Source organism: Microbacterium sp. A93, assembly GCF_051842835.1.
Genome location: NZ_JBPXMT010000008.1, coordinates 113,451 through 134,391, shown reverse-complemented (window position 1 = coordinate 134,391; position 20,941 = coordinate 113,451). Strand labels below are relative to the sequence as shown.

Here is a 20,941-nt window from a genome sequence, read left to right as displayed (position 1 = left end):
CGCCGAGGACTCACCCATCTGGACCGGTGGATTCAGGTTCAGGGCCCCGGCAGCGGGTCACCGTTGCGGCTGCTGTCGTCACGCTCCCACGTGACGCGCGCCGTGGTGCTGTTCGGCCGGAGCCGGGACAGCCGCGGAGCAGCCGCGAACGATGAGTAGGACAGGGCGTCGACCATGCTGAACGGACCGCGCACGGAGCGGACCAGCTCCCACGTGGTGCTGGAGGCGGTGCTGGTCATCGGTGCCGGGGCGGACTGGCCGACGTCGGGACCCGAGACCAGGACGCCGGCTGCGGCCGGAGCCTCCCGCAGCTCGGCTGGTCCACGGTGACCGCGGCGGAGCACCTTCGCCAGGGAACGGATGTCCTGCGGGGTGCGCACCGGGACCGGGGGAGCGGGCACGATGGCCTTCTCATGGTCCAAGAACTGCTGGTCCACGTAGTAGTCGTCTGCGGTGACGTCCGGAAAGGCACCGAACCGCTCGTGGCCCTCACGGGTCATCCCGAACACTCCCGCACCCCACAGGCGCTCCTTGGTGCTCGGCAGCCGGCGCCGGGCCCGGTAGTAGGCGCGGACGGCCCTGTTCGCTCCGGCGTCGTCATAGCGGAAGGACGGCCGAGCCGCCAGGACCGGGTTGTCAGTGGACTGCAGCCTCTCCAGCAGGAGGCGCAGGGTGATGGGTGTGATCACGGTGTCCGCATCGAGGTACACCCGCGGCCACTGGGTGGCGTGGGCGTCGCCGAGGTTCATGGCGGCGGTCTTGGAAGGCTGTGGACAGTCCAAGACCTGCACTCCGGGCACGGCGGCGGCCAGCTCGGCGGTGTTGTCCGTACAACCATTGCACACCACGATGACCTCTACCCTGCCGGTGCGTAGTACCGGCTCCAGGGCCCGGAGCGTGAGAGTGATGACGGCTGCCTCGTTGTGTGCCGGGATGATGACCGCGCCCCGAGGGAATCCGGCCAGGACCTTGGCCGGATAGCGGGTGGCCGTGGGGCCGGGCAGCGTTTCCCACCGGGCCTCGTCCGCCACGATAGCCAGTGTGCGGCGATGGGGGCGTTGGTAGGAACGCAAGGCCTCGTGGAGGATCACGCCGGCCCGGAAGGCCTCGGCGACGGTCTCGGTGTGGTGCTTGCGGATGTAGCGGACGCGGTTGACGGTCATCAGCGCCTGCAACCGAACGGAGTTGCCGGATCCACCCTCGGCATGCACCATGGTGGCGTTCGGTTCGAACCAGACCCGGGCACCCAGGTCCCGGGCACGGCGAAAGTAGTCGGTTTCCTCGGAATACAGGAAGAAGCGTTCATCCCAGTCGCCGACCAGCCGCTCGGTGTCGGACCGTACCATGACGGCCGCACCCGTGGCCCAGTCGACTTCGTGGCCGAACTGGTAGCTCTCCGGGGCGGCATCGGTCTCGGCCAAGAACGACGGCCGCTGTGGCCAGTGGCCTCCGAACAGGGCGTCGCCGAAGACGGATGCCAGACTCGGTTCCCTGCGCAGGGACGTGGTGAGGTTCCCGTTCGTGTCGAGGATGCGCGGCACGACCACGTGGGCCGTCCCGGCCCGCAGCACGGCGAGCATTTCGTTGATCGCTCCGGGGACCACCTCCAGATCCGGGTTGAGGACCAGGACGGCCTCAGCGTCACCGGACTTGCGGCGGGCCGCATTGATACCGGCCGCATAGCCGAGGTTTCCACCTGTCTGGACCTGGACCACATCAGGGTACCTGTTGAGCTCAGCCACCGTACCGTCCGTGGAGTCGTTGTCCGCCACCACCACCCGGATATGCAGCCCTTCTGCCTCTCGGCGCAGGCTGGCCAGCAGCCGACCGAGATGGTCCTCGTTGTTGAAGGTGACGACCAGGACCGCAACATCGGCATGCCGACCCGGGGGGACGAACTGTCCGGCGACTCTCGAACGGTCGGAGGATGACGGTGGGGCGGCGGGCACCCCGGCCGGCCTTCCGGCCGTGAAGGTCCGGTCCGGGGCGAACACGGCGGCCGCCTCGGTCGGATCGGCCGGCAGCAGGGCGCTGTGGCGCCGCATCTGGACCAGCCCTGGCGGATCGTCCAGCAAGTATCGCTTGGCGAGGCGGCGGGGTTCACGGGCCAACCGCCAGGCCCATTCGAGGCCGTGGGCGCTGGCCACGGCCGGTGCGCGTTGGACGGCGTCCGCCAGGAAGTCGACGACGGCACCGAAAGCCAGCAGGACAGAGGCACCGGTGGCGGGCCCGTAGGTGGAGATCCAGAGTTCCTGCCGTGGCTTGCCCAGGCACACGATCAGGAGGTCCGGGCCGGCGGCGGCGATGGTGGCCGCCAGTTGCAGGGAGGCCTCCTCCTGGGCGAGCTCGGACCGATCCGGGGACCACATCCCGGCCACGACCAGCCCCGGACGGGTGCGGATCAGCTGGCGGGACAGGAGCCGTTGGACCAGGTAGGAACCACCCAGGAAACCCACCGTGAGTCCGGCCTTCTCGGCGGCGTCCAATAGGGGGCCGATCAGGTCGCTGCCGGCCAGTCGCGGCCAAGACCGGCCTGTCAAGCGGTCCGCCTGGGCCACTACGGGGGCACCGTCCAGCAGGGTGAGCCACTCCAGCTGGCGGGACCGCCCGTCCACCGCGGTGTGGGTGGGCCGGAGCGAGTCCCCCAAGGTCCGGCGCCAGCGGCCCTCTCGTCCGAACTGGACGATGTGGTCCAGATTGGCCGAGATGACGGCCACCGGGGGTTGTCGGGGTGACCGCGTGGTCAGGGCGTTGATCGCCGTCGGCTCGTCCATCAGGTCGACGACGATGCCGGCCAAGTCGACACGGGGATGCGAATCGTTCACGGTATCTTCCTTCGGGTGGCCCGGTGACGGGCGGACTGGACGATGCGGAAAGCGAGGACCCCGGCCAGTGCGCCGGTGGAGTTGCAGATCAAGTCCCGGAGGGTTCCGGAGCGTTCCGTGAGCAGGAACAGTTGGGCGAGCTCGACGGCTGCTGACAGCGAGGTGGCCAGCAGCCACACAGCCCAGTCGGGCATCCCATACCGCAGGGCACGGAGGGATCCGGCACGGCGGGCGACCGACCCCGCGACCAGGAATCCGATGGGGGCGAACAGGAGGATGTTGGCGGCTGCCTCCAGGTGACCGTATCGCAGGCCGGGCATCTGTCCGCCGTCGCCGAGCCACGGCTGGATCGCATGAAAGGCCTGCGGGATTCCGTTGTCCCCGAGGCGTGCGGACAGCACCAGGATGGCCAGGGGGAGAAGGTAGACCAAGAGCAGCCACCCCGACCATTGCCTGCCGGTCAAGTGGGTCCGGGTCGGGGCATCGACCGGTTGCCGTGTTGCTAGGGTCATGGTGCCGACTCCAAACAGGATCCGGTTTCCCGGTACACCTGTCCTGTGGCCGGGCAACGCCAGTCCTGGCCGTGAGCCTCCAGGGGACGGCCGGCCTCACCGACCCAGCCCACCCGGCGGGCGGGGACAACCGACGACGGAGGTGGCTTCAGGTTCATGGTGGTCATGGTTCTTTCGACGGTGACATGCACATGAGGAAGGCGGCAGGATGCCTCGAAGGGGGGTCAACGGGGTAGACCGCGAACCTCAACGTAGGACGGCGGGTGGACGAAGGCAACGGGGTGGGACCACGGATACGGTGATCCGCGCGGAAAACGAGTACCGCTGCACACCGCATACGTGGGGGCATGAGTAGGGGGTTGTGCGGATCACGTGATTGCCGGTCAGCCCCTAGGCCACAGTAGGGGCGCGTCACTCTGGGAAGGCTTGGTGGCCCGTCTTAGTCTGGCATCAGAGCAGGAACCCCAAGCCTTCCGAGCCCCGGTACGTGACAGTATCCCGGCTGGACGGCACTGCTTAACCGTCCGTCTCAACCGTCCAGGAGCCCCCATGAATGTCCGCCGATGGGCCACCGGCGCCGCCGTCCTGGTCGTCCTGGCCATGCTGGCCGTCCTGATCGTCCACGTCGCCAGTCCATCCCAACCGGTGGCGGCGGACGACTACAAGGGACATTCGGCGTCGTCGACGCCGACGACGCAGACCTCGACGGCACTCCCCGGAACCGACGGCGCCGCAGGTAGTACCGGCACCGGCGCGGACGCATTGGCTGGCCACGGTGAGGCGGAAGCCGGCACGGGCCGGAGCGCGGCCCCCGGAGATTCCTCCTCCAGTGCCTCCCAGGATGCTGCGGCCGAGGATTCTGCCGCTCCTGGCGACCGCCCCACGTGGAACCCTGCGGCCGATGCCCCGGAGGGCGCGGACCAGGAACCCAAGGTGCCCAACGGCCTCGGGGTCGAGCCCTACCGGCTACCGGATTCCGCGAAACGGGAACCGGCACTGACGGAGGTCCCAGATGCCGCGGCGGCCGAACACGAACTCGTGGCAGGATTCCCCGAGCACGTAGTTCCAGTCCCCGACGACATCGACATCCAGTCTTCCTCCGTGGCCACCCAAGGCCAGCGCGTCTTCGTCGGTGTGAACGCCCTCAGCGACGTCAACCCGGACGCTCTGCTCGACTACTACGTCCGGCACTGCGAATCGCTCGCGTGGCCGACCAGCCGTCCCACGTTGGATGACGGAACACCTCAGGTGCAATGTGGCTTCGGCCCGGATGAGCTGACCGTCACCGCATCGTTGTCGTCAACCGGCCGGGTGGACCTGTCGGTATCCGGCTCCTTCGAAGTCCGATAGTCGGGTGGCTTCCACCTGGCCACCCGACTCAGGCCACCCCACGCAAAGTCCACCAGCACCGGCGCTGACACTCACCACAACGCCACGAACCAGAAACTGAGGGGACGGAATGTACATTTCTCTGGCCGGATTCCGGGGTCCCGACCAGCCTCCGGCAGACCGGGTCGATGCCGCCGGGAGCGCCACGAGCGAAGAACCGTTGCCGCCGGAATCGGGCACCGGACAGTCGGACCCCGCCACCCGCCGAAAGGTGGCCTTCCGGGTCGCACCCACCGTCGTGGCCCTCGGCATGGTCAGCCTGCTGACCGACGTCTCCTCCGAGTCCGTGGCAGCAGTCCTGCCCCTCTATGTCACGGGTGCTCTCGGGCTGTCCATGGTGGCCTACGGCTTCCTCGAGGGACTGCACCAGGGCGTCAGCGCGGTGGTGCGCATCGCGGCGGGTTACGCGGCCGACCGGACGGACAAGCCCAAGGCCATCGCGGTCGCCGGTTATGGGCTGTCCATGTTGACGAGAGTGGGCCTGCTGTTCGTGCAGGGATTCCTCGGGATCGCCGTCCTGGTCGGCCTTGACCGGATCGGCAAAGGCATCCGTACGGCACCGCGTGACGCCATGATCCAGGAGGTCTCCCAACCCGAGCACCTCGCCCGGTCGTTCGGGGTCCACCGGATGCTGGATACCGTCGGGGCCACCATCGGCCCGCTGCTGGCCTTCGTCGTCCTGTTGCTCGTGCCCGAAGGATACCGCGTTGTCTTCGCTGTGTCCCTGGCGGCCGCACTGGTCGGCGTGGCCGTGCTCCTGCTGTTCGTCCCCGACGTCCGGTTCGGCAAGGCCCCTGCCACGGCGCCGGCCGACCCTGCCACGGTGCCGGCCGGTGCCGCATCGAAGACCACCGGTCGGCGCCGGAACTGGCGCTCATTCAACGGCCCCCTCAAACGGCTCCTGCTGGCCGCAGGTGCCCTGGGTCTGCTCACCGTGGGCGATGGGTTCATCTACCTGGCCATCATGTCCCACGGGCATCTCGATCCACTGTGGTTCCCCCTGCTCTTCGTCGGCACCAACGCCGTCTTCCTGCTGCTGGCCATCCCCGTGGGCAAGATCGCCGACCGGACGTCCCGGGCCGCGGTCCTGATCATCGGGCACCTGTTCCTGGCCGGGGCCTACCTGGCCGCGGCCATGGGCGGGAACTGGGCCGCCCTCGGTCTGAGCCTGCTCCTGCTCGGCATCTTCTATGCCGCCACGGACGGCGTCCTGGCCGCTCTTGCCGGCCAACTATCCCCGCAGGGCCGCACCGCCACGGGCATCGGGGCGGCCCAGACGGTGGTCGCGGTGACGCGGCTGGTGGCCTCGACAGCGTTCGGCGGCCTGTGGGTGCTGTTTGGTGCCGTTCCCACCATGGTGGGCGCCGCAGTCGTGCTCGTCATGGTTCTGCCGTTGACCTGGTGGCTGGTGGTCCGGAGGTGAGCGCACTGTCCTCTCGGTCCAAGTGGCTCGTCCTGGCGGGTGTGGCCACGGTGTCCATCGGAGTGGCTGGCATCTACGGGATCCGGGCCCTGCAGGATTACGAGCACCGGACCACCGGTTCCTCGGCGGCCGAGATCTCGGTCGACCTGCCCAGCGGCCCGCACATCGTCTTCCGCAATACCGCGTCGGGTGAGGGTTACGGCATGGTGTCCTCCGTGGCCTTGGCCGAGCCGGACGGGGCACGCCAGGTCAGCGGCCAGCCCTGCGATCGGGTGGACGTCTCGGAAGACTACCTATCCTGCCTGCGCACTCTGCGGGGCATCCCGACCACCTTCGAGACGCAGGTCTATGACGTGGACGGCAACCCGGTCACCACGTGGCCGCTCGCCGGAATCCCCAGCCGGACCCGGGTCTCCGACGACGGACTGGTCGCCACGACCGCGTTCGTCACCGGGCACTCCTACGCGGCCGATTCCTTTTCCACCGAGACCACCGTCAAGGGCCCGGACGGCCGGGACTACGGCAACCTCCAGGATTTCGACGTCTCCGTGGACGGTAGAGCGCTGGTGGCCGTCGACCGCAATGTCTGGGGCGTGACCTTCGCCGGTGGCAACCGCTTCTACGCCACCGTGGCCTCGAGCGGGACTACGTGGCTCGTGGAGGGCGACCTCGAGAAGCGGACCATGGAGTCGTTGGCGATCAACGCTGAGTGCCCCTCAGTCTCCCCGGACGGGCGCACAGTGGCCTTCAAGGTCCGCCGGGGGAACGACGGGGACATGGTCGGTTCCAGCAGCGTGCACTGGGATGTCGCCTTCATGGACGTGGCCAGCGGCGAGCGGACCGTCATCGAGCTCGACCGGGGCATCGACGACCAACTGGAATGGTTGGACGAGGACACGCTCCTGTACGGCCTGCCCCGTGAGGACGCCAACTGGGATGCAGACGTCTTCCGGTTGGAGGCCGAGGCCACGGCCGAACCCGAGCTGTTCATCGAGCACGCCTGGTCGCCGTCCGTCGTGGACGACTGAGCCCGTGGTCGTTGCCAACCATCAATCAACCCGGGTGTGGCACGCTGAGGCTGATGAGAACCAGCCGGTGGAAGGGCCACGATCCTGCTCCGCAAACTGGTCACCGCCACTGCCCGGCGTCATGTCCTCGATCGCCCCGCGAAGGAAAGTATGGACAAAGGTCCACTACCGGCCGCTGTCGACAACAACCTATCCTTGAAGGGCCCCATGAGACGGTGCACACGGATCGAACGGTGGAACTAGCCCGTGGGGATACGGGCCCACCAATCCAATATCTGCTGAGAGGCGGTGGCCTAGGCCACCGCCTCTCAGGTGCTTAATGAGCAGCACGGTTCCCTTGATCGGGCCACAGGAAGAAATGTGTGTCCGGGCTGGGTGTGTCAGGGTCGGTTTCGGCCGCCCCAGCCTTGCTGGATGCCGTTTCCTCGGCCCAGCTGAAGGCGTTGTCGTAAACGGCCGGGGGGTCCTCCGTGATCCGGGGCGGGAGTCCAACAGCCAGTCCACGACTCTTCGTACGTGGGCCCCGCGCCAGGCTGCGGCCTGGGACTGGTCGGCGACCTTCATCGACGCCGGTTCCACCCTGGGCGGACTGTGGAGAAGCCTGGCTGTGTGTCGCCCAGGCGACGTAGGCCTTGCGTGAGGACGCGGACATGGCCATGACCGGTTCAGAACAACAACGGAACCGCCCCGGCCCCCGTGGAATTCCACGGGGATCGGGGCGGCCGCCCTTTTACTGCGACGTGCTGTCCGTTCAATCCAAGGTCAGGTCGTAGCGGTGCAGGAACGCGGCCACCTCACCACGGCTGATGGGCCGGCCGGGCCTGAAGGTGTCGTCCTTGTAACCGATGGAGATCTCCTCGGAAGCCATCCACGAGATGGCCTGGTAGTGGGCGCTGGACTCCTTCACGTCCGAGAACGTCACCGTCCCTTCCTGGGCGGGTTTCATGGCCCGGTAGAGGAACGACGCGAACTCGCCACGGGTCACTTCCTTGACCGGCTTGAACAATTTGTCGGCGTAACCCGTCGTGACCCCGCTCTTCACGGCCCAGGAAATCGGGGCGAAGTGCGTGTGACTCCTCGGAACGTCAGGGAACGCCTCATCGGTTCCGGCGGAGGGCTCATCCAGGTACCGGTAGATGAAGGCCACGGACTCACCACGGGAGATGTCCTTGTTCTTGCCGTAGTAGTTGTTCCCATAGCCCTTCGTGATGGCCTCACACTGCAGCCAGCGGACGTGTTCGTAGAGGCGCGACCCGATGGCGTTGTCCGTGAAATCGCGTGCGTCACACGTCGTCGGCGTTGGCTCGGGGGTGGGGGTCGGCGTTGGCTCGGGGGTGGGGGTCGGCGTCGGCTCGGGGGTGGGCGTCGGCGTCGGCTCGGGGGTGGGCGTCGGCTCGGGGGTGGGAGTCGGCTCCGGGGTCGGCGTTGGCTCCGGCGCGACCGCATCAGGGGTGAACCGGACATCCACCAGGTAGTTGGTGGTGCTCGTCTCATCAGGGAACGACCCGCCGTAGACGAACCGCCCCGCGTCAGCCGGGGTCCGCAGCGGTCCAGACGCCGTTGGCTCCGCCCATTGGCCGAGCTCGGCCGAGTACTCGATGGTCCGGTAGGACACCACATACTCCTTGCCCGTCTCCAGTTTCACCGGGGTGCCCAGGGGTGCGTGCTGCCACCCGGAGGCGGATGCGGTGCCGAAGGTGACCTCGGCCAGCAGGGTGCCGTCCGAGGTATGGAGGGCGCCGACGTGCGGACCGGGGTTTCCGGCGGCCTTGTAGAACTCGAGTCCGGTGACCGTGCCCGGCTCCGTGGTGCTGAAGGCCGTGCCCAGGGTCACGGGCTCGCCATCGTCCACCAGGGCCGTCGTGGGGACCACGGTTTCGGCGATCAACCCGAAGGGGCCGTTCTCCGATGCAGCGGACACCGTCCTGAAGTTCCAGGTGTTGCCACGGGTGACCACCTCGCCGGCCGCATCGCGGGCGGCCAGCGTCACGGTGTAGGGGGTCCCGTTCGCCAGAGGCTTGCCCGGGGTGAACGTGGCCGTCCGTGTGGCCACATCGTAGGACGTGGTGCCCTGCACGGCTGTGCCAGCCGCCGGTGCGCCCGGATCGCGGTCGCCGGTTCCGGCCTTGACGGTGATGGCGACGCTGTCGGGAACGACGTCCCGGGTCAACACCGCGCTGACGGCGGTGTTGACCGGCACGGAGTTGGCCGTGTGAGCCGGCCGGGGGGTCCCTGCCGACAACGGTGCCTCGCCACCGCTCTCGAACACGGCATCCACGTAGTAGTTCGTGCTGTTGTAACTGGAGGCGGGGAAGCCGCCGTTCGTGTCGTAGACACCGCCCTGCGAGACTCCGAAGCCACCGGCGACGGTGAGCGGGGCAGCCGCGATGCCACGGTAGGAGAAGTAGTACGGGTCGGCGGCATAATGACCGTTCGGGGCGGAGTAGGACACCACGTAGGTGTTGCCGGCCTCCACCGCCACGGGCTCATTGAACTCCGTGGTCTGCCAGCCGTCGGAGCCGCCGCTGGGGAAGCTAGCCGTGGCCAGTCGCGTGCCGTCCGAAGACCACAGGGATCCGGTGTGCGGGCCGGAGTTGGCGCCGCCGAGGTAGAACCGTGCGCCGGTCACCAGGCCGTCCGTGGTGGGAGTGAACCGCAGTCCCAGTTCGACCGATTCCGGGTCCCCGGCGTCGGCGGTCCCCGGCGTATTGGTGCCGAAGACGCTGTAGGGACCGGTCACGTCCACGGTGATGGGTGTACCGGAGGCGGGGTAGTTGGCGCTGTCGTCAATGCCCCGGACCAGCACGGTGTTCTGCCCCATGCCCTGTTGGACGTAGGTGAAGGACCAGCTCGTGGTCCCCTCGGCCAGGTTCCAGGTCGCACCGGCATCGAGGGAGTACTCGACCCCGGCCACCTTGCCGGCAGTTGCACCGGAACCGTCCGAGGCGGTGCCCTTGATGGTCACCTTCTGGCCGTGGGCGACCGCAGCGGAGGGCTTGGAGGTGATATTCACGGTGGGCGGGGTGGAGTCCTGAGACGCTTGGGCGGCCACCAGGTCTGGCTGGAGCGTGCCGGGCTGCACGCCCATGTCCGCGAAGAGGTTGACCTGGGCCTGTTGCATGCGCGGGTCCGGGGCTGCGCCGTCACCGTCGTGCCAGTCATCGAGGCCCCACGTCCACTGGATGCTGCCCGCGGAGAACACGAGCGCACCACTGGCGGCCTTGTACAGGGTGAGATGGTGGGTCGTCTCGCCCGGGGTCACCACGTTGCCGAAGTCCTGCAGGTATTCGGGCACCTGTCCCGTGGTGGTGGAGAGGTGGATCAGGCCCGCGGGGCGGAAGCCGTTGTCCAGGTCCTCATTCGATTCGTAGCCGACCGTGTGTGGGGCCAGGGGCTCATCGGCCCCGGCGGCCAGGTTGGTGAGGTTGGTGCCGCGCCAGAGCCTCAGATCGCCCTCACGGTCGTTGACCGTCACCGGAAGGTCGCCGAAGTTCACCACGTAGGCGGTTCCGGACAGTGCGTTCTCCGGCTTGCCGCCGCCGTCGGCCGGGGAGGCGAAGCGAGGGTCACGCCACGTGCCCGTCCACTCGGGGGCCGGGTCGATCTTCCCGTCGGACCAGGTCTCCTTGTAGCTGACCAGGGTGCGGTAGTCGTTGCCGGCGGGATCCGCCGGGGACTTCTCGTAACGGACGCGCCAATAGGCTTCGTTGCCGGTGAGGAACTGGAGGTTCACGCCGGCGTCGCGTGCCTTTTCGACATTCTCGCGCTGCTGGCCGGACCAGTATTCGTCGTGGCCGACGGAGAGGAAGGTCTTGTGGTCGGTCAGCTGGTCACCGTGGCGGTCGGTGTCGATGTTGGAGAAGTAGGTGACGTCGTAGCCGTTGCGCTCCATGAAGCGCACCATCGGGTACTCGGCACCGAAGTAGAAGTCCCGGGCCTCGATCCCGCCGCGGGTGGCGAACGGACGGTTGTAGCTGATCTTGTAGGCGCGGGTATTGGCCCCGCCCTGATAGAAGTTCGAGCCGCCGTAGTTGTTGTAGGCGTGCCACGTGGTGTCGGAGGTCTGGAACAGGACGTCGGACTTCACGCCATCGTTGCGCACCACGAAGGTGATGTGGCTGGCGCCGCCGGTGTCCTTGCGGGTCAGCTTGGCCAGGTAGACGCCAGAGACGGCATCGGCCGGCACGTCCCAGGCGGCGGACACGGCCCAGGTACCGCAGTCGGTCATTTCCGTGGAGGCGTCCCAGAGGCACTCGGGCTGCTTCTGCGGCAGGGCGGCGCCCGGATCCACGGAGGCCACCTTGCGTGCACCCAGCCCCTGGTAGTACCCGGTCCGGTAGATGTCGATGTCATAGTCGGCGGCATCGGTGTCGACCTTGAAATCGATCCGGTTTCCCGCGTTGACGCTGATGTCCGTGGCGAAGCCCTGGATGGATTCGTCGCCCGCGCCCTCGATCTCCCATTCGGTGTACGACGAGCCCGGCTTGGAGTTCTCACAGACGATGCGGTTGGCGTCCGGCCCGCAGTTCTCTGCGGCAGACACGATCGGCGCCCATCCGAAGGGCAGGATGAGGGACACCGTGGCGACGAACACGATGGCAAAGGCAGGCCACCAACGGCGCAGTGGCGCGTAGCGGCGGTGGGCAGTGACCGGTGGCGGGGATGCGGACGAGACTGGGTGCATTGGCCCAGACTAGGATCCCCCTGCCCCCCAGCACATGGGGACCGAACCGAGCACGCGGTGAACGGGTATGGCCCTCCGTAGTAGGGAACCGGACCCCGGGAGAATCGAGTAGCCCACGTGCTGAGCACCGGGCTCCGCTCCAGGCGATCACCCCGGTTCGGACCCCTCCCACTCGAAGGTCTAGACTGACCGGCGGCAGTCAACCAGCACTGGACTATCGAAGCAGGAGCGCAGATCCTTGACCGAATCCCCCGTGACACCCGCACAGCCGGCAGGGCCGGCTGCGCCGGCAGCGGTCATCGTCCTGGCGGCAGGCGCGGGAACCCGGATGAAGTCCAAGACCCCCAAGATCCTGCACCCGATCGGCGGGGCGTCCATGATCGGCCACGCGCTCGCGGCCGCGGCGGGGCTGAACCCGCGGGAGCTGGTGGCCGTGGTCCGGCACCAGCGGGACCTGGTGGCGGACCACATCCTGTCCCTGTCCGAGAGGCTCGGCACCACCCCGGTCATCGCGGACCAGGACGAGGTACCGGGCACCGGCCGGGCCGTGCAGTGCGGCCTCGAGGCCCTGTCACACCCCGCAGCCCCCGACGCCGGCCCCGCCGCAGCTGCCGCGCCGTCCGGCACCGTGGTGGTCACCTACGGGGACGTCCCCCTACTGACCACCGACTTGCTGACCGAACTCGTGCAGACCCATGAGGCCGGCTCCAACGCGGTCACCGTGCTGACCGCCCTGCTGGAGGACCCCACCGGCTACGGCCGCATCCTGCGGGACACGGACGGCTCCGTGGCCGGGATCGTGGAGCACAAGGACGCCACGGACGCCCAGAAGCAGGTCAACGAGGTCAACTCCGGTATCTACGCCTTCGACGGCGCCGTGCTGAGCACCGCCCTGGCCCAGGTCACCACGGACAACGCGCAGGGGGAGATGTACCTCACCGACGTCCTGCAGATCGCCCGTGCCGCCGGTGGCCGCGTCGCGGCCGTCACCACCACGGACCAGTGGCAGGTGGAGGGCGCCAATGACCGCGTCCAGTTGCAGGCGCTCGGCGCGGAGATGAACCGCCGCACCCTGCAGCGCCACATGCGCGCGGGCACCTCCATCCAGGACCCGGCCACCACGTGGATCGACTCCACCGTGACCTTGGAGCCGGACACCACCATCCTGCCCAACACCCACCTGCAGGGCTCCACGCACATCAGCGAGGACGCCGTGATCGGCCCGGACACCACGCTGGTGGACACGCGCGTGGGCATCGGCGCCACCGTGACCCGCACCCAGGCCAGCGGGGCCGTGATCGGCGACCGGGCCGGCGTCGGGCCCTTCACCTACCTCCGCCCGGGCACCGTACTGGGCGAGCAGGGCAAGATCGGCGCGTTCTACGAGACCAAGAACGTCCAGATCGGCCGCGGCTCCAAGCTCTCCCACCTCGGCTACGCCGGGGACGCGGAGATCGGCGAGTACACGAACATCGGCTGCGGCAACATCACCGCCAACTATGACGGCGTGGCCAAGCACCGCACCGTGATCGGCAGTCACGTGCGCACCTCCTCCAACACCGTGTTCATCGCCCCGGTCAGCGTGGGGGACGGGGCCTACACCGGCGCGGGTGCCGTGGTCCGCAAGGACGTCCCGGCCGGCGCGCTGGCCCTCACCGTGGCGCCGCAGCGCAACGCCGAGGGCTGGGTCGAGGAGCGCCGCCCCGGTTCCCCCGCAGCCGAGGCCGCCGCCCAGGCGCGCCTGTCCAACACCCCCCAGCCCGACGCCGGCGCCTGAGCCCGGCGCCCGCCTCACCTGTCGCTCTCCCCACCCCCGGCCGGCCACCCCACGAAGAATCAGGAAGTACACATGAACGAGATCACCCAGCACAGCGAGAAGAAGCTTGTTCTGGCCGCCGGCCGGGCCCACCCCGAGCTGGCGGCACAGGTGGCCGAGGAGCTCGGCACCGAGCTGCTGCCGATGAGCGCCTATGACTTCGCGAATGGGGAGATCTACGTCCGCTCGGCCGAGTCGGTGCGCGGCAAGGACATCTTCGTGCTGCAGTCCCACCCGGCACCGCTGAACAACCACCTCATGGAGCAGATGCTCATGCTGGACTCGTTCAAGCGGGCCTCCGCCAAACGGATCACCGCGGTCTCGCCGTTCTACCCCTACGCCCGCCAGGACAAGAAGGGCCGGGGCCGTGAGCCCATCTCCGCCCGTCTGGTGGCGGATATGTACCGGACCGCCGGTGCCGACCGCATCATGAGCGTGGACCTGCACACCGCCCAGATCCAGGGCTTCTTCGACGGCCCGGTGGACCACCTGTTCGCCGTGCCGCTGCTGAGTGACTACATCCGCATCAAGACCGAGGGGGAGGACCTCACGGTGGTCTCCCCGGACACCGGCCGCGTGCGGGTGGCCGAGCAGTGGGCCGAGCGTCTGGGCGGCGCCCCGCTGGCCTTCGTGCACAAGTCCCGCGACCTGACCATGCCGAACCAGGCCGTGTCCAAGCAGGTCGTCGGCGAGGTCGAGGGCCGCACCTGCGTGCTGATCGATGACATGATCGACACCGGCGGCACCATCGCTGGAGCCGTGCGCGTGCTCAAGGAGGCCGGCGCCAAGGACGTCATCATCGCCGCCACCCACGCCGTGCTCTCCGACCCGGCCTCCCAGCGTCTGGCCGAGTCCGGTGCGCGTGAGGTGGTGGTGACCAACACCCTGCCGATCCCGCCGGAGAAGCAGTTCGACTGCCTGACCGTGCTGTCCATCGCGCCGCTGCTGGCCCGCGCCATCCGTGAGGTCTTCGAGGACGGCTCCGTCACCAGCCTGTTCGACGGCGACGCCTGACGGCTGACCTCTGATCCCGCCGGCCCTGACCGGCCGGCGGGACCAGGCGGGACCAGGCGGTGACGTCTACTGGGCCAGCCAGGCGGCCACCTCGCGGGCCTGTCGCCCCAGCACCTTGCTGACCCTGGGCTCGGCGGCCTGGGCGATCTTGTTGCCCACGATCGGGATCCTGCATTCCACGGCTCCGGTCACGCGCACCTCGGAGCTGCCGCCGTCCACGGGCAGCAGCAGCTGCTCCGCGGTCGCGTTGGTCTTGGCGGCGGCCACGGTGATCACCAGCTGGCCGGTGCGGGAGCCGTCCGCGCCCGGGGCGGACCAGGTCTCCTGCTGCTCCAGGCTCAGCTTGTCTCCGAGGAACTTGCCGGCGAACTTCTGCACGGCCTCCGGCAACCGGTCCACGGGCACGGAGCGCACCATGGTGACGGACACGGGGCCGGTCAGCTCACCCTGACGCTCGAAGGCGACCAGCGTGCCGCCGAGGCCTTCGGTGACCTTGCGGTTGAAGGCCTCGTCCACGAGGGCCGCGAACACGTCGGCCGGCGGATGGGCGATGGTGGTGGATTCCTTGAACGCCATGGTGGGATTCTCCTTCAAGGCTGCGCCTGTGGTTCGGTGGGTGGTTCAGTCGGTCGGGTGTGGCCTCCGCCGGTGGCGGACACCACGCGAAGAGCCTATAACGGGCAACTATGCTGGGGTGAATGACGAGTCCCCACCCGCTGGCCGGAATGTTCGGCGCCCTGCTCCAGGACCAGGCCGTCGCGGCCGCCACCACCTCTGCCGCGCGCACCGGCGCGGACCGCACCGAAGACCTGGAGATCTCCCTGCCGGACGGCGCCAGGGCACCCCTGGTGGCCCTGCTCGCCGGGGCCGGTGCGGACCTCCGGGGCCAAGGACCGGACCAAGGACAAGACCAAGGCACGACGCCGGCCCCCGGCCTCACCCGTCCGGCCACCCTGCTGGTGGTCACTGCGACCTCGCGTGAGTCCGAGGACCTCGCCGCCGATCTGGCCGCCTGGATGGACCCCGGGGCCGTGGCCCACTTCCCGTCCTGGGAGACCCTGCCGCACGAGCGCCTCTCGCCCCGCTCGGACACCGTGGGCACCCGGCTGGCGATCCTGCGCCGGCTCACCCACCCGGGTGAGGACGGGCTGCCACCACTGGCGGTGGTGACCGCACCGGTCCGGTCCGTGCTGCAGCCGATGGTCGCCGGGCTCGGGGACCTGGAGCCGGTGCGGATCTCCGTGGGGGAGGAACACGACTTCGACGCGGTGGTCCACTCCCTGTCCGAGGCCGCCTACTCGCGCGTAGACATGGTCTCCCGCCGCGGTGAGTACGCCGTGCGCGGTGGCCTGCTGGACGTCTTCCCACCCACCGAGTCCCATCCCCTGCGCATCGAGTTCTTCGGGGACGAGGTGGAGCAGATGCGCTACTTCTCGGTGGCGGACCAACGCTCCTTGGAGGACACCTCGGCGGACGGTTCCGGTCATCCGGGAACCCTGTACGCCCCGCCGTGCCGCGAACTGCTGCTCACCGACTCCGTGCGCCGCCGCGCCAAGGAGCTGATGCCCACGCTGCCCGGCGCCGTGGACATGCTGGAACGGGTCAGCGAGGGCATGGCCGTGGAGGGCATGGAGTCCCTCGCCCCGGTCCTGGCGGACGGCATGGTGCCCCTCGTGGACCTGCTGCCCGCCGGTTCGTTGACCGTGCTGGTGGAGCCGGAGAAGATCCGCCACCGCGCGGACGACCTGCTGAACACCAACGAGGAGTTCCTGCAGGCCGCCTGGGCCACGGCCTCCATGGGGGGTACCGCCCCGGTGGACCTGGCCTCGGCCACGGGGACAGCGTCGGCCACCGGCCTGGAGGGCCAGGCCGGCGCCGGCGGCTTCGCCACCCTTGCCGAGACCCGCACCGCCGCACAACGCCACTTCCAGGGGTGGTGGCAGCTGACCAGTCTCGGCACGGACGTCGAACTGCTGCCGGAGGCCAGCGCCCTGCGCACGGCCCTGGCCGAGCCCCAGGGCTTCGCCGGGGACGTGGAGGCCATGACCGCCCATGTCGTCAGCCGGTGCCGGGACGGCTGGCAGGCCGTCGTCGCCACCGACGGTGCGGGGCCGGCCCGCCGCCTGGCCGAGCTGTTCGGGGAGGCCGGACTACCCGCCGTCGTGGTGGACTCCGTGGGCGCCGAACCGCAGCCCGGGCAGGTGACCATCACGACCGCCGTCGCCGGTTCCGGTTTCACCGTGCCCGCCGCGAAGATGGCGCTGCTGACCGAACAGGACCTGTTCGGCCGCAACCGGGCGGCCGGGGCCCGCGGCGCCACCAAGACGCTCGCGCGCAAGCGCCGCAACGCCGTGGATCCGCTGGCCCTGACCGAGGGCGATCACGTGGTCCACACCCAGCACGGCATCGCGCGGTTCGTGGAGCTGCAGCGCCGCAAGGTGGCCTCCGGATCCGTCACGGGTGGCGGAGCGGGCGGCACAGCAACGGACTCCTACCGCGAGTACCTCGTGCTGGAGTACGCCCCGTCCAAGCGCGGCGCCCCGGGGGACCGGCTGTTCGTGCCCACGGACCAGTTGGACCAGATCTCCCGCTACGTGGGCGGGGAGACGCCGAGCCTGTCCAAGATGGGTGGTTCGGACTGGTCCGCCACCAAGTCCAAGGCGAAGAAGGCCACGAAACAGATCGCCGGTGAGCTGATCCGCCTGTACTCGGCGCGGATGGCCTCCCGCGGGCACACCTTCCCCCCGGACACCCCGTGGCAGCGTGAGCTGGAGGAATCCTTCCCGTTCATCGAGACGCCGGACCAGCTGACCACCATCAACGAGGTCAAGCAGGACATGGAGGCGGCCGTGCCCATGGACCGGCTGATCTCCGGGGATGTGGGCTTCGGCAAGACCGAGGTGGCCGTCCGGGCCGCGTTCAAGGCCGTGCAGGACGGCAAGCAGGTGGCCGTCCTGGTCCCCACCACGCTGCTGGCCCGCCAGCACACCGAGACCTTCATCGAGCGGTTCGCGGGCTTCCCCGTGAGGGTCAAGCCGCTGTCCCGGTTCCAGAAGCCCAAGGAGTCCAAGGAGACGCTGGACGGCATGGCGGACGGCTCCGTGGACGTGGTGATCGGCACGCACCGGTTGCTGTCCAAGGAGATCCAGTTCAAGGACCTCGGGCTGGTGATCGTGGATGAGGAGCAGCGTTTCGGCGTGGAGCACAAGGAGGTACTGAAGACCATGCGTACCAATGTGGACGTGCTCTCCATGTCCGCCACCCCGATCCCGCGCACCCTGGAGATGTCCCTGACCGGCATCCGCGAGACCTCCACCCTGGCCACCGCGCCGGAGGAACGGCATCCGGTGCTGACCTATGTCGGGCCGAAGACGAATCAGCAGATCACCGCCGCTGTGCGCCGCGAGCTGATGCGTGAGGGCCAGGTGTTCTTCGTGCACAACCGGGTCTCCTCGATCGACAAGGTGGCGGCCGAGATCCGTGACCTCGTGCCGGAGGCCCGCGTGGTGGTGGCCCACGGCAAGATGGGCGAGGCCCGTCTGGAGCAGGTCATGGTGGACTTCTGGGAGCGGAAGTTCGACGTCCTGGTCTCCACCACCATCATCGAGACCGGCTTGGACATCGCCAACGCGAACACCCTGATCATCGACCGTGCCGATGCCTACGGGCTGAGCCAGCTGCACCAACTGCGCGGGCGGGTGGGCCGTGGCCGGGACCGGGCCTACGCCTACTTCCTGTACGACCCGGAGAAGTCGCTGAACGAGACCGCCCTGGAGCGGCTCAAGGCCGTGGCCGCGCACAACGAGCTCGGCTCGGGGATGCAGCTGGCCATGAAGGACCTGGAGATCCGCGGCGCCGGTAACCTGCTCGGCGGCGAACAGTCCGGGCACATCGCGGGTGTGGGCTTCGACCTGTACCTGCGCATGGTGGGGGAGGCCGTGGCGGACTTCAAGGGCGATCCGGACACGGCGCCCGCCGAGGTCAAGGTGGAGCTGCCCGTGAACGCCCACCTGCCGCACGACTACGTGCCGGGGGAGCGGCTACGCCTGGAGGCCTACCGGAACCTGGCCCAGGCCAATGACGACGCGGCCGTGGACGCCGTGGTGGAGGAGCTCAAGGACCGCTACGGTGAGCTGCCGGAACCGGCCGCGAACCTCGTGGCCGTGGCCCGGTTCCGCAACGCGGCCCGTGCCGCCGGTGTCACCGAGGTGATGGTGATGGGTCCGAACGTGAAGTTCGGACCGGCGGATCTGCCCGAGTCGCGGGAGATGCGGCTCAAGCGCATGTACAAGGGGGCCTCCGTGAAGCCGGCGCTGAAGGCCGCGATGATCCCGCGGCCCAAGACGGCGCCGGTGGGCGGCAAGGACCTGGTGGACCTGCCCCTGCTGGACTGGGCGGCCCAGGTGCTCAGGACGATCTTCCTGCCGGACCCGCCCGCCTGACCCGCCGACCTGACCCCCGACCTGACACGGAGTTCAGCGCTCAGGCCCGGTGGTCCTCAGGTGGCGGCCGCCTGTTCTCCGAAGACCTCGGCTTCATGCTGCGGGGAGGCGGGCATCAGCTCGGGGTGGTGCAGGTCCAGGGCAGGACGTTCCGAGCGGATCCGCGGCAGGGAATGGAAGTTGTGGCGCGGCGGCGGGCAGGAGGTCGCCCACTCCAGGGACCCACCGAAGCCCCAGGGATCGTCCACGGTGATCTTCCTGCCGTTGCGCGCCGTGATGTACACGTTCCAGAAGAACGGGATCACGGAGGCACCCAGCACGAGTGAGAAGAGCGTGGAGAACTGGTTCATCAGGGTGAAGCCGTCCTCCACCATGTAGTCGGCGTAGCGCCGGGGCATGCCCATCACGCCCAGCCAGTGCTGGATCAGGAACGTGCCGTGGAAGCCGATGAACAGCATCCAGAACTGGATCTTGCCCAGCCGCTCGTTGAGCATCTTGCCGGTGAACTTGGGCCACCAGAAATAGAAGCCGGCGAACATCGCGAACACCACGGTGCCGAAGACCACGTAGTGGAAGTGCGCCACCACGAAGTAGGTGTCGGAGACGTGGAAGTCCAGTGGCGGGGCGGCGAGGATGACGCCGGTCAGACCACCGAACAGGAAGGTGACCATGAAGCCCAGGCTCCACAGCATCGGGGTCTCGAAGGTGATGGAGCCCCGCCACATGGTGCCGATCCAGTTGACGAACTTCACGCCCGTGGGGACCGCGATCAACATGCTCATCAGCGAGAAGAACGGCAGCAGCACGGAGCCGGTGACATACATGTGGTGGGCCCACACGCTCGCAGACAGTGCGGCGATGGAGGTGGTGGCGAAGACCAACGTCTTGTACCCGAAGATGGGCTTGCGGCTGAAGACCGGGATGATCTCCGAGACGATGCCGAAGAACGGCAGGGCGATGATGTAGACCTCGGGGTGACCGAAGAACCAGAACAGGTGATGCCAGAGGATGGCGCCACCGTTCTCGGGGTCGAACACGTGTCCGCCGAACCGTCGGTCCAGGCCCAGGGCCGCCAGGGCCGAGGCCAGCGGCGGGAAGGCCATCAGGATCAGGATGGCGGTGATCAGCGTGTTCCACGTGAAGATCGGCATGCGCCACATGGTCATCCCCGGTGCACGCATCGTGAGGATGGTGGTGATGAAGTTGACGGCGCCCAGGATGGTGCCGAAGCCCTGCAGGAACAGGCCGAACACCCACAGGTCCCCGCCCACCCCCGGGGAGTACGTGGTGTTGGACAACGGCGCGTAGGCGAACCAGCCGAAGGAGGCCGCACCCTGGGGGGGGTGAGGAAGCCGGACACCACGATGATGGAGCCGAACAGGAAGAACCAGAAGGCCAGCAGGTTCAGCCGCGGGAAGGACACATCCGGTGCCCCGATCTGCAACGGCATGATGACGTTGGCGAACCCGATGAACAGCGGGGTGGCGAACATCAGCAACATGATGGTGCCGTGCATGGTGAACAGCTGGTTGTACTGCTCCTTGGTCTGCAGCAGCTGCATCCCGGGCTCGAACAGCTCCGCGCGGATCAGCAGCGCCATGACGCCGCCCAGACAGAAGAAGACGAAGGAGGCGATCAGGTACATGTACCCGATCGTCTTGTGGTCCGTACTCGTCAACCAGTTGACGATGATCCTGCCCTTGGAGACCGGCACCACCCGTGGCTGGGCCGAGGCTGGGTCATCCGTGGCGTATTCGTAGGTGGTCATTCGTCGTCTCCCTCGGGCACGACATGAACGGTGAAAGCAG

The 20,941-nt window shown here is 68.5% G+C and carries 10 protein-coding genes and 1 pseudogene; 6 read left to right on the top strand and 5 right to left on the bottom strand.

All coding sequences use genetic code 11. The features are described 5' to 3' along the window. Positions 1–38 precede the first annotated feature (38 nt). Both ACSU1G_RS20040 and ACSU1G_RS20035 read right to left on the bottom strand, forming a co-directional pair. Complete coding sequence (locus tag ACSU1G_RS20040) at positions 39–2,825, bottom strand: WecB/TagA/CpsF family glycosyltransferase (protein ID WP_439281758.1); 2,787 nt, start codon at positions 2,823–2,825, stop codon at positions 39–41. Beyond that, positions 2,822–3,337 (bottom strand): VanZ family protein, encoded by a 516-nt coding sequence (locus ACSU1G_RS20035; RefSeq protein ID WP_439281757.1) that lies wholly within the window; start codon positions 3,335–3,337, stop codon positions 2,822–2,824. Before ACSU1G_RS20035 ends, ACSU1G_RS20040 begins: the two co-directional genes overlap by 4 nt. A 549-nt stretch (positions 3,338–3,886) precedes the next feature. Between ACSU1G_RS20035 and ACSU1G_RS20030 the strand changes: the two genes are divergently transcribed. The 3 genes from ACSU1G_RS20030 (at position 3,887) to ACSU1G_RS20020 (ending at position 7,177) form a co-directional block, all read left to right on the top strand. Further along, complete coding sequence (locus ACSU1G_RS20030) at positions 3,887–4,687, top strand: hypothetical protein (RefSeq protein ID WP_439281756.1); 801 nt, start codon at positions 3,887–3,889, stop codon at positions 4,685–4,687. A 109-nt stretch (positions 4,688–4,796) separates the two neighbouring features. Further along, the gene (locus tag ACSU1G_RS20025) at positions 4,797–6,149 is read left to right on the top strand and encodes an MFS transporter (protein ID WP_439281754.1); all 1,353 of its coding nucleotides are present in this window, start codon (positions 4,797–4,799) and stop codon (positions 6,147–6,149) included. Next, a complete protein-coding gene (locus ACSU1G_RS20020) occupies positions 6,146–7,177 on the top strand; it encodes a hypothetical protein (protein ID WP_439281753.1) in 1,032 nt (343 codons plus the stop codon). The genes ACSU1G_RS20025 and ACSU1G_RS20020 overlap by 4 nt, the downstream gene beginning before the upstream one ends. Before the next feature lie 751 nt (positions 7,178–7,928). Here the strand turns inward: ACSU1G_RS20020 and ACSU1G_RS20015 are convergent. After that, positions 7,929–11,861, bottom strand: a complete 3,933-nt coding sequence (locus ACSU1G_RS20015) for a N,N-dimethylformamidase beta subunit family domain-containing protein (protein ID WP_439281752.1) — start codon at positions 11,859–11,861, stop codon at positions 7,929–7,931. Positions 11,862–12,099: 238 nt separating this feature from the next. Between ACSU1G_RS20015 and glmU the strand changes: the two genes are divergently transcribed. After that, positions 12,100–13,638, top strand: a complete 1,539-nt coding sequence (gene glmU / locus ACSU1G_RS20010; RefSeq protein WP_439281751.1) for a bifunctional UDP-N-acetylglucosamine diphosphorylase/glucosamine-1-phosphate N-acetyltransferase GlmU — start codon at positions 12,100–12,102, stop codon at positions 13,636–13,638. Between the two features lie 72 nt (positions 13,639–13,710). Next, the gene (locus ACSU1G_RS20005; protein WP_439281750.1) at positions 13,711–14,691 is read left to right on the top strand and encodes a ribose-phosphate diphosphokinase; all 981 of its coding nucleotides are present in this window, start codon (positions 13,711–13,713) and stop codon (positions 14,689–14,691) included. Positions 14,692–14,757: 66 nt separating this feature from the next. Here ACSU1G_RS20005 and ACSU1G_RS20000 read toward each other — a convergent pair whose 3' ends face one another. Further along, positions 14,758–15,267: a DUF2505 domain-containing protein gene (locus ACSU1G_RS20000; protein WP_439281749.1), complete on the bottom strand. Its 510-nt coding sequence runs from the start codon at positions 15,265–15,267 to the stop codon at positions 14,758–14,760. A 122-nt stretch (positions 15,268–15,389) separates the two neighbouring features. Here ACSU1G_RS20000 and mfd point away from each other — a divergent pair, with 122 nt between their 5' ends. Next, positions 15,390–19,133 carry a transcription-repair coupling factor gene (gene mfd, locus ACSU1G_RS19995; protein WP_439281748.1) on the top strand — a complete coding sequence of 1,248 codons (3,744 nt, stop codon included), beginning with the start codon at positions 15,390–15,392 and terminating at the stop codon, positions 19,131–19,133. 56 nt (positions 19,134–19,189) lie between these two features. Here the strand turns inward: mfd and ctaD are convergent. Continuing rightward, positions 19,190–20,901 (bottom strand): annotated as a pseudogene (ctaD, locus tag ACSU1G_RS19990) (aa3-type cytochrome oxidase subunit I). Positions 20,902–20,941: the final 40 nt, after the last annotated feature.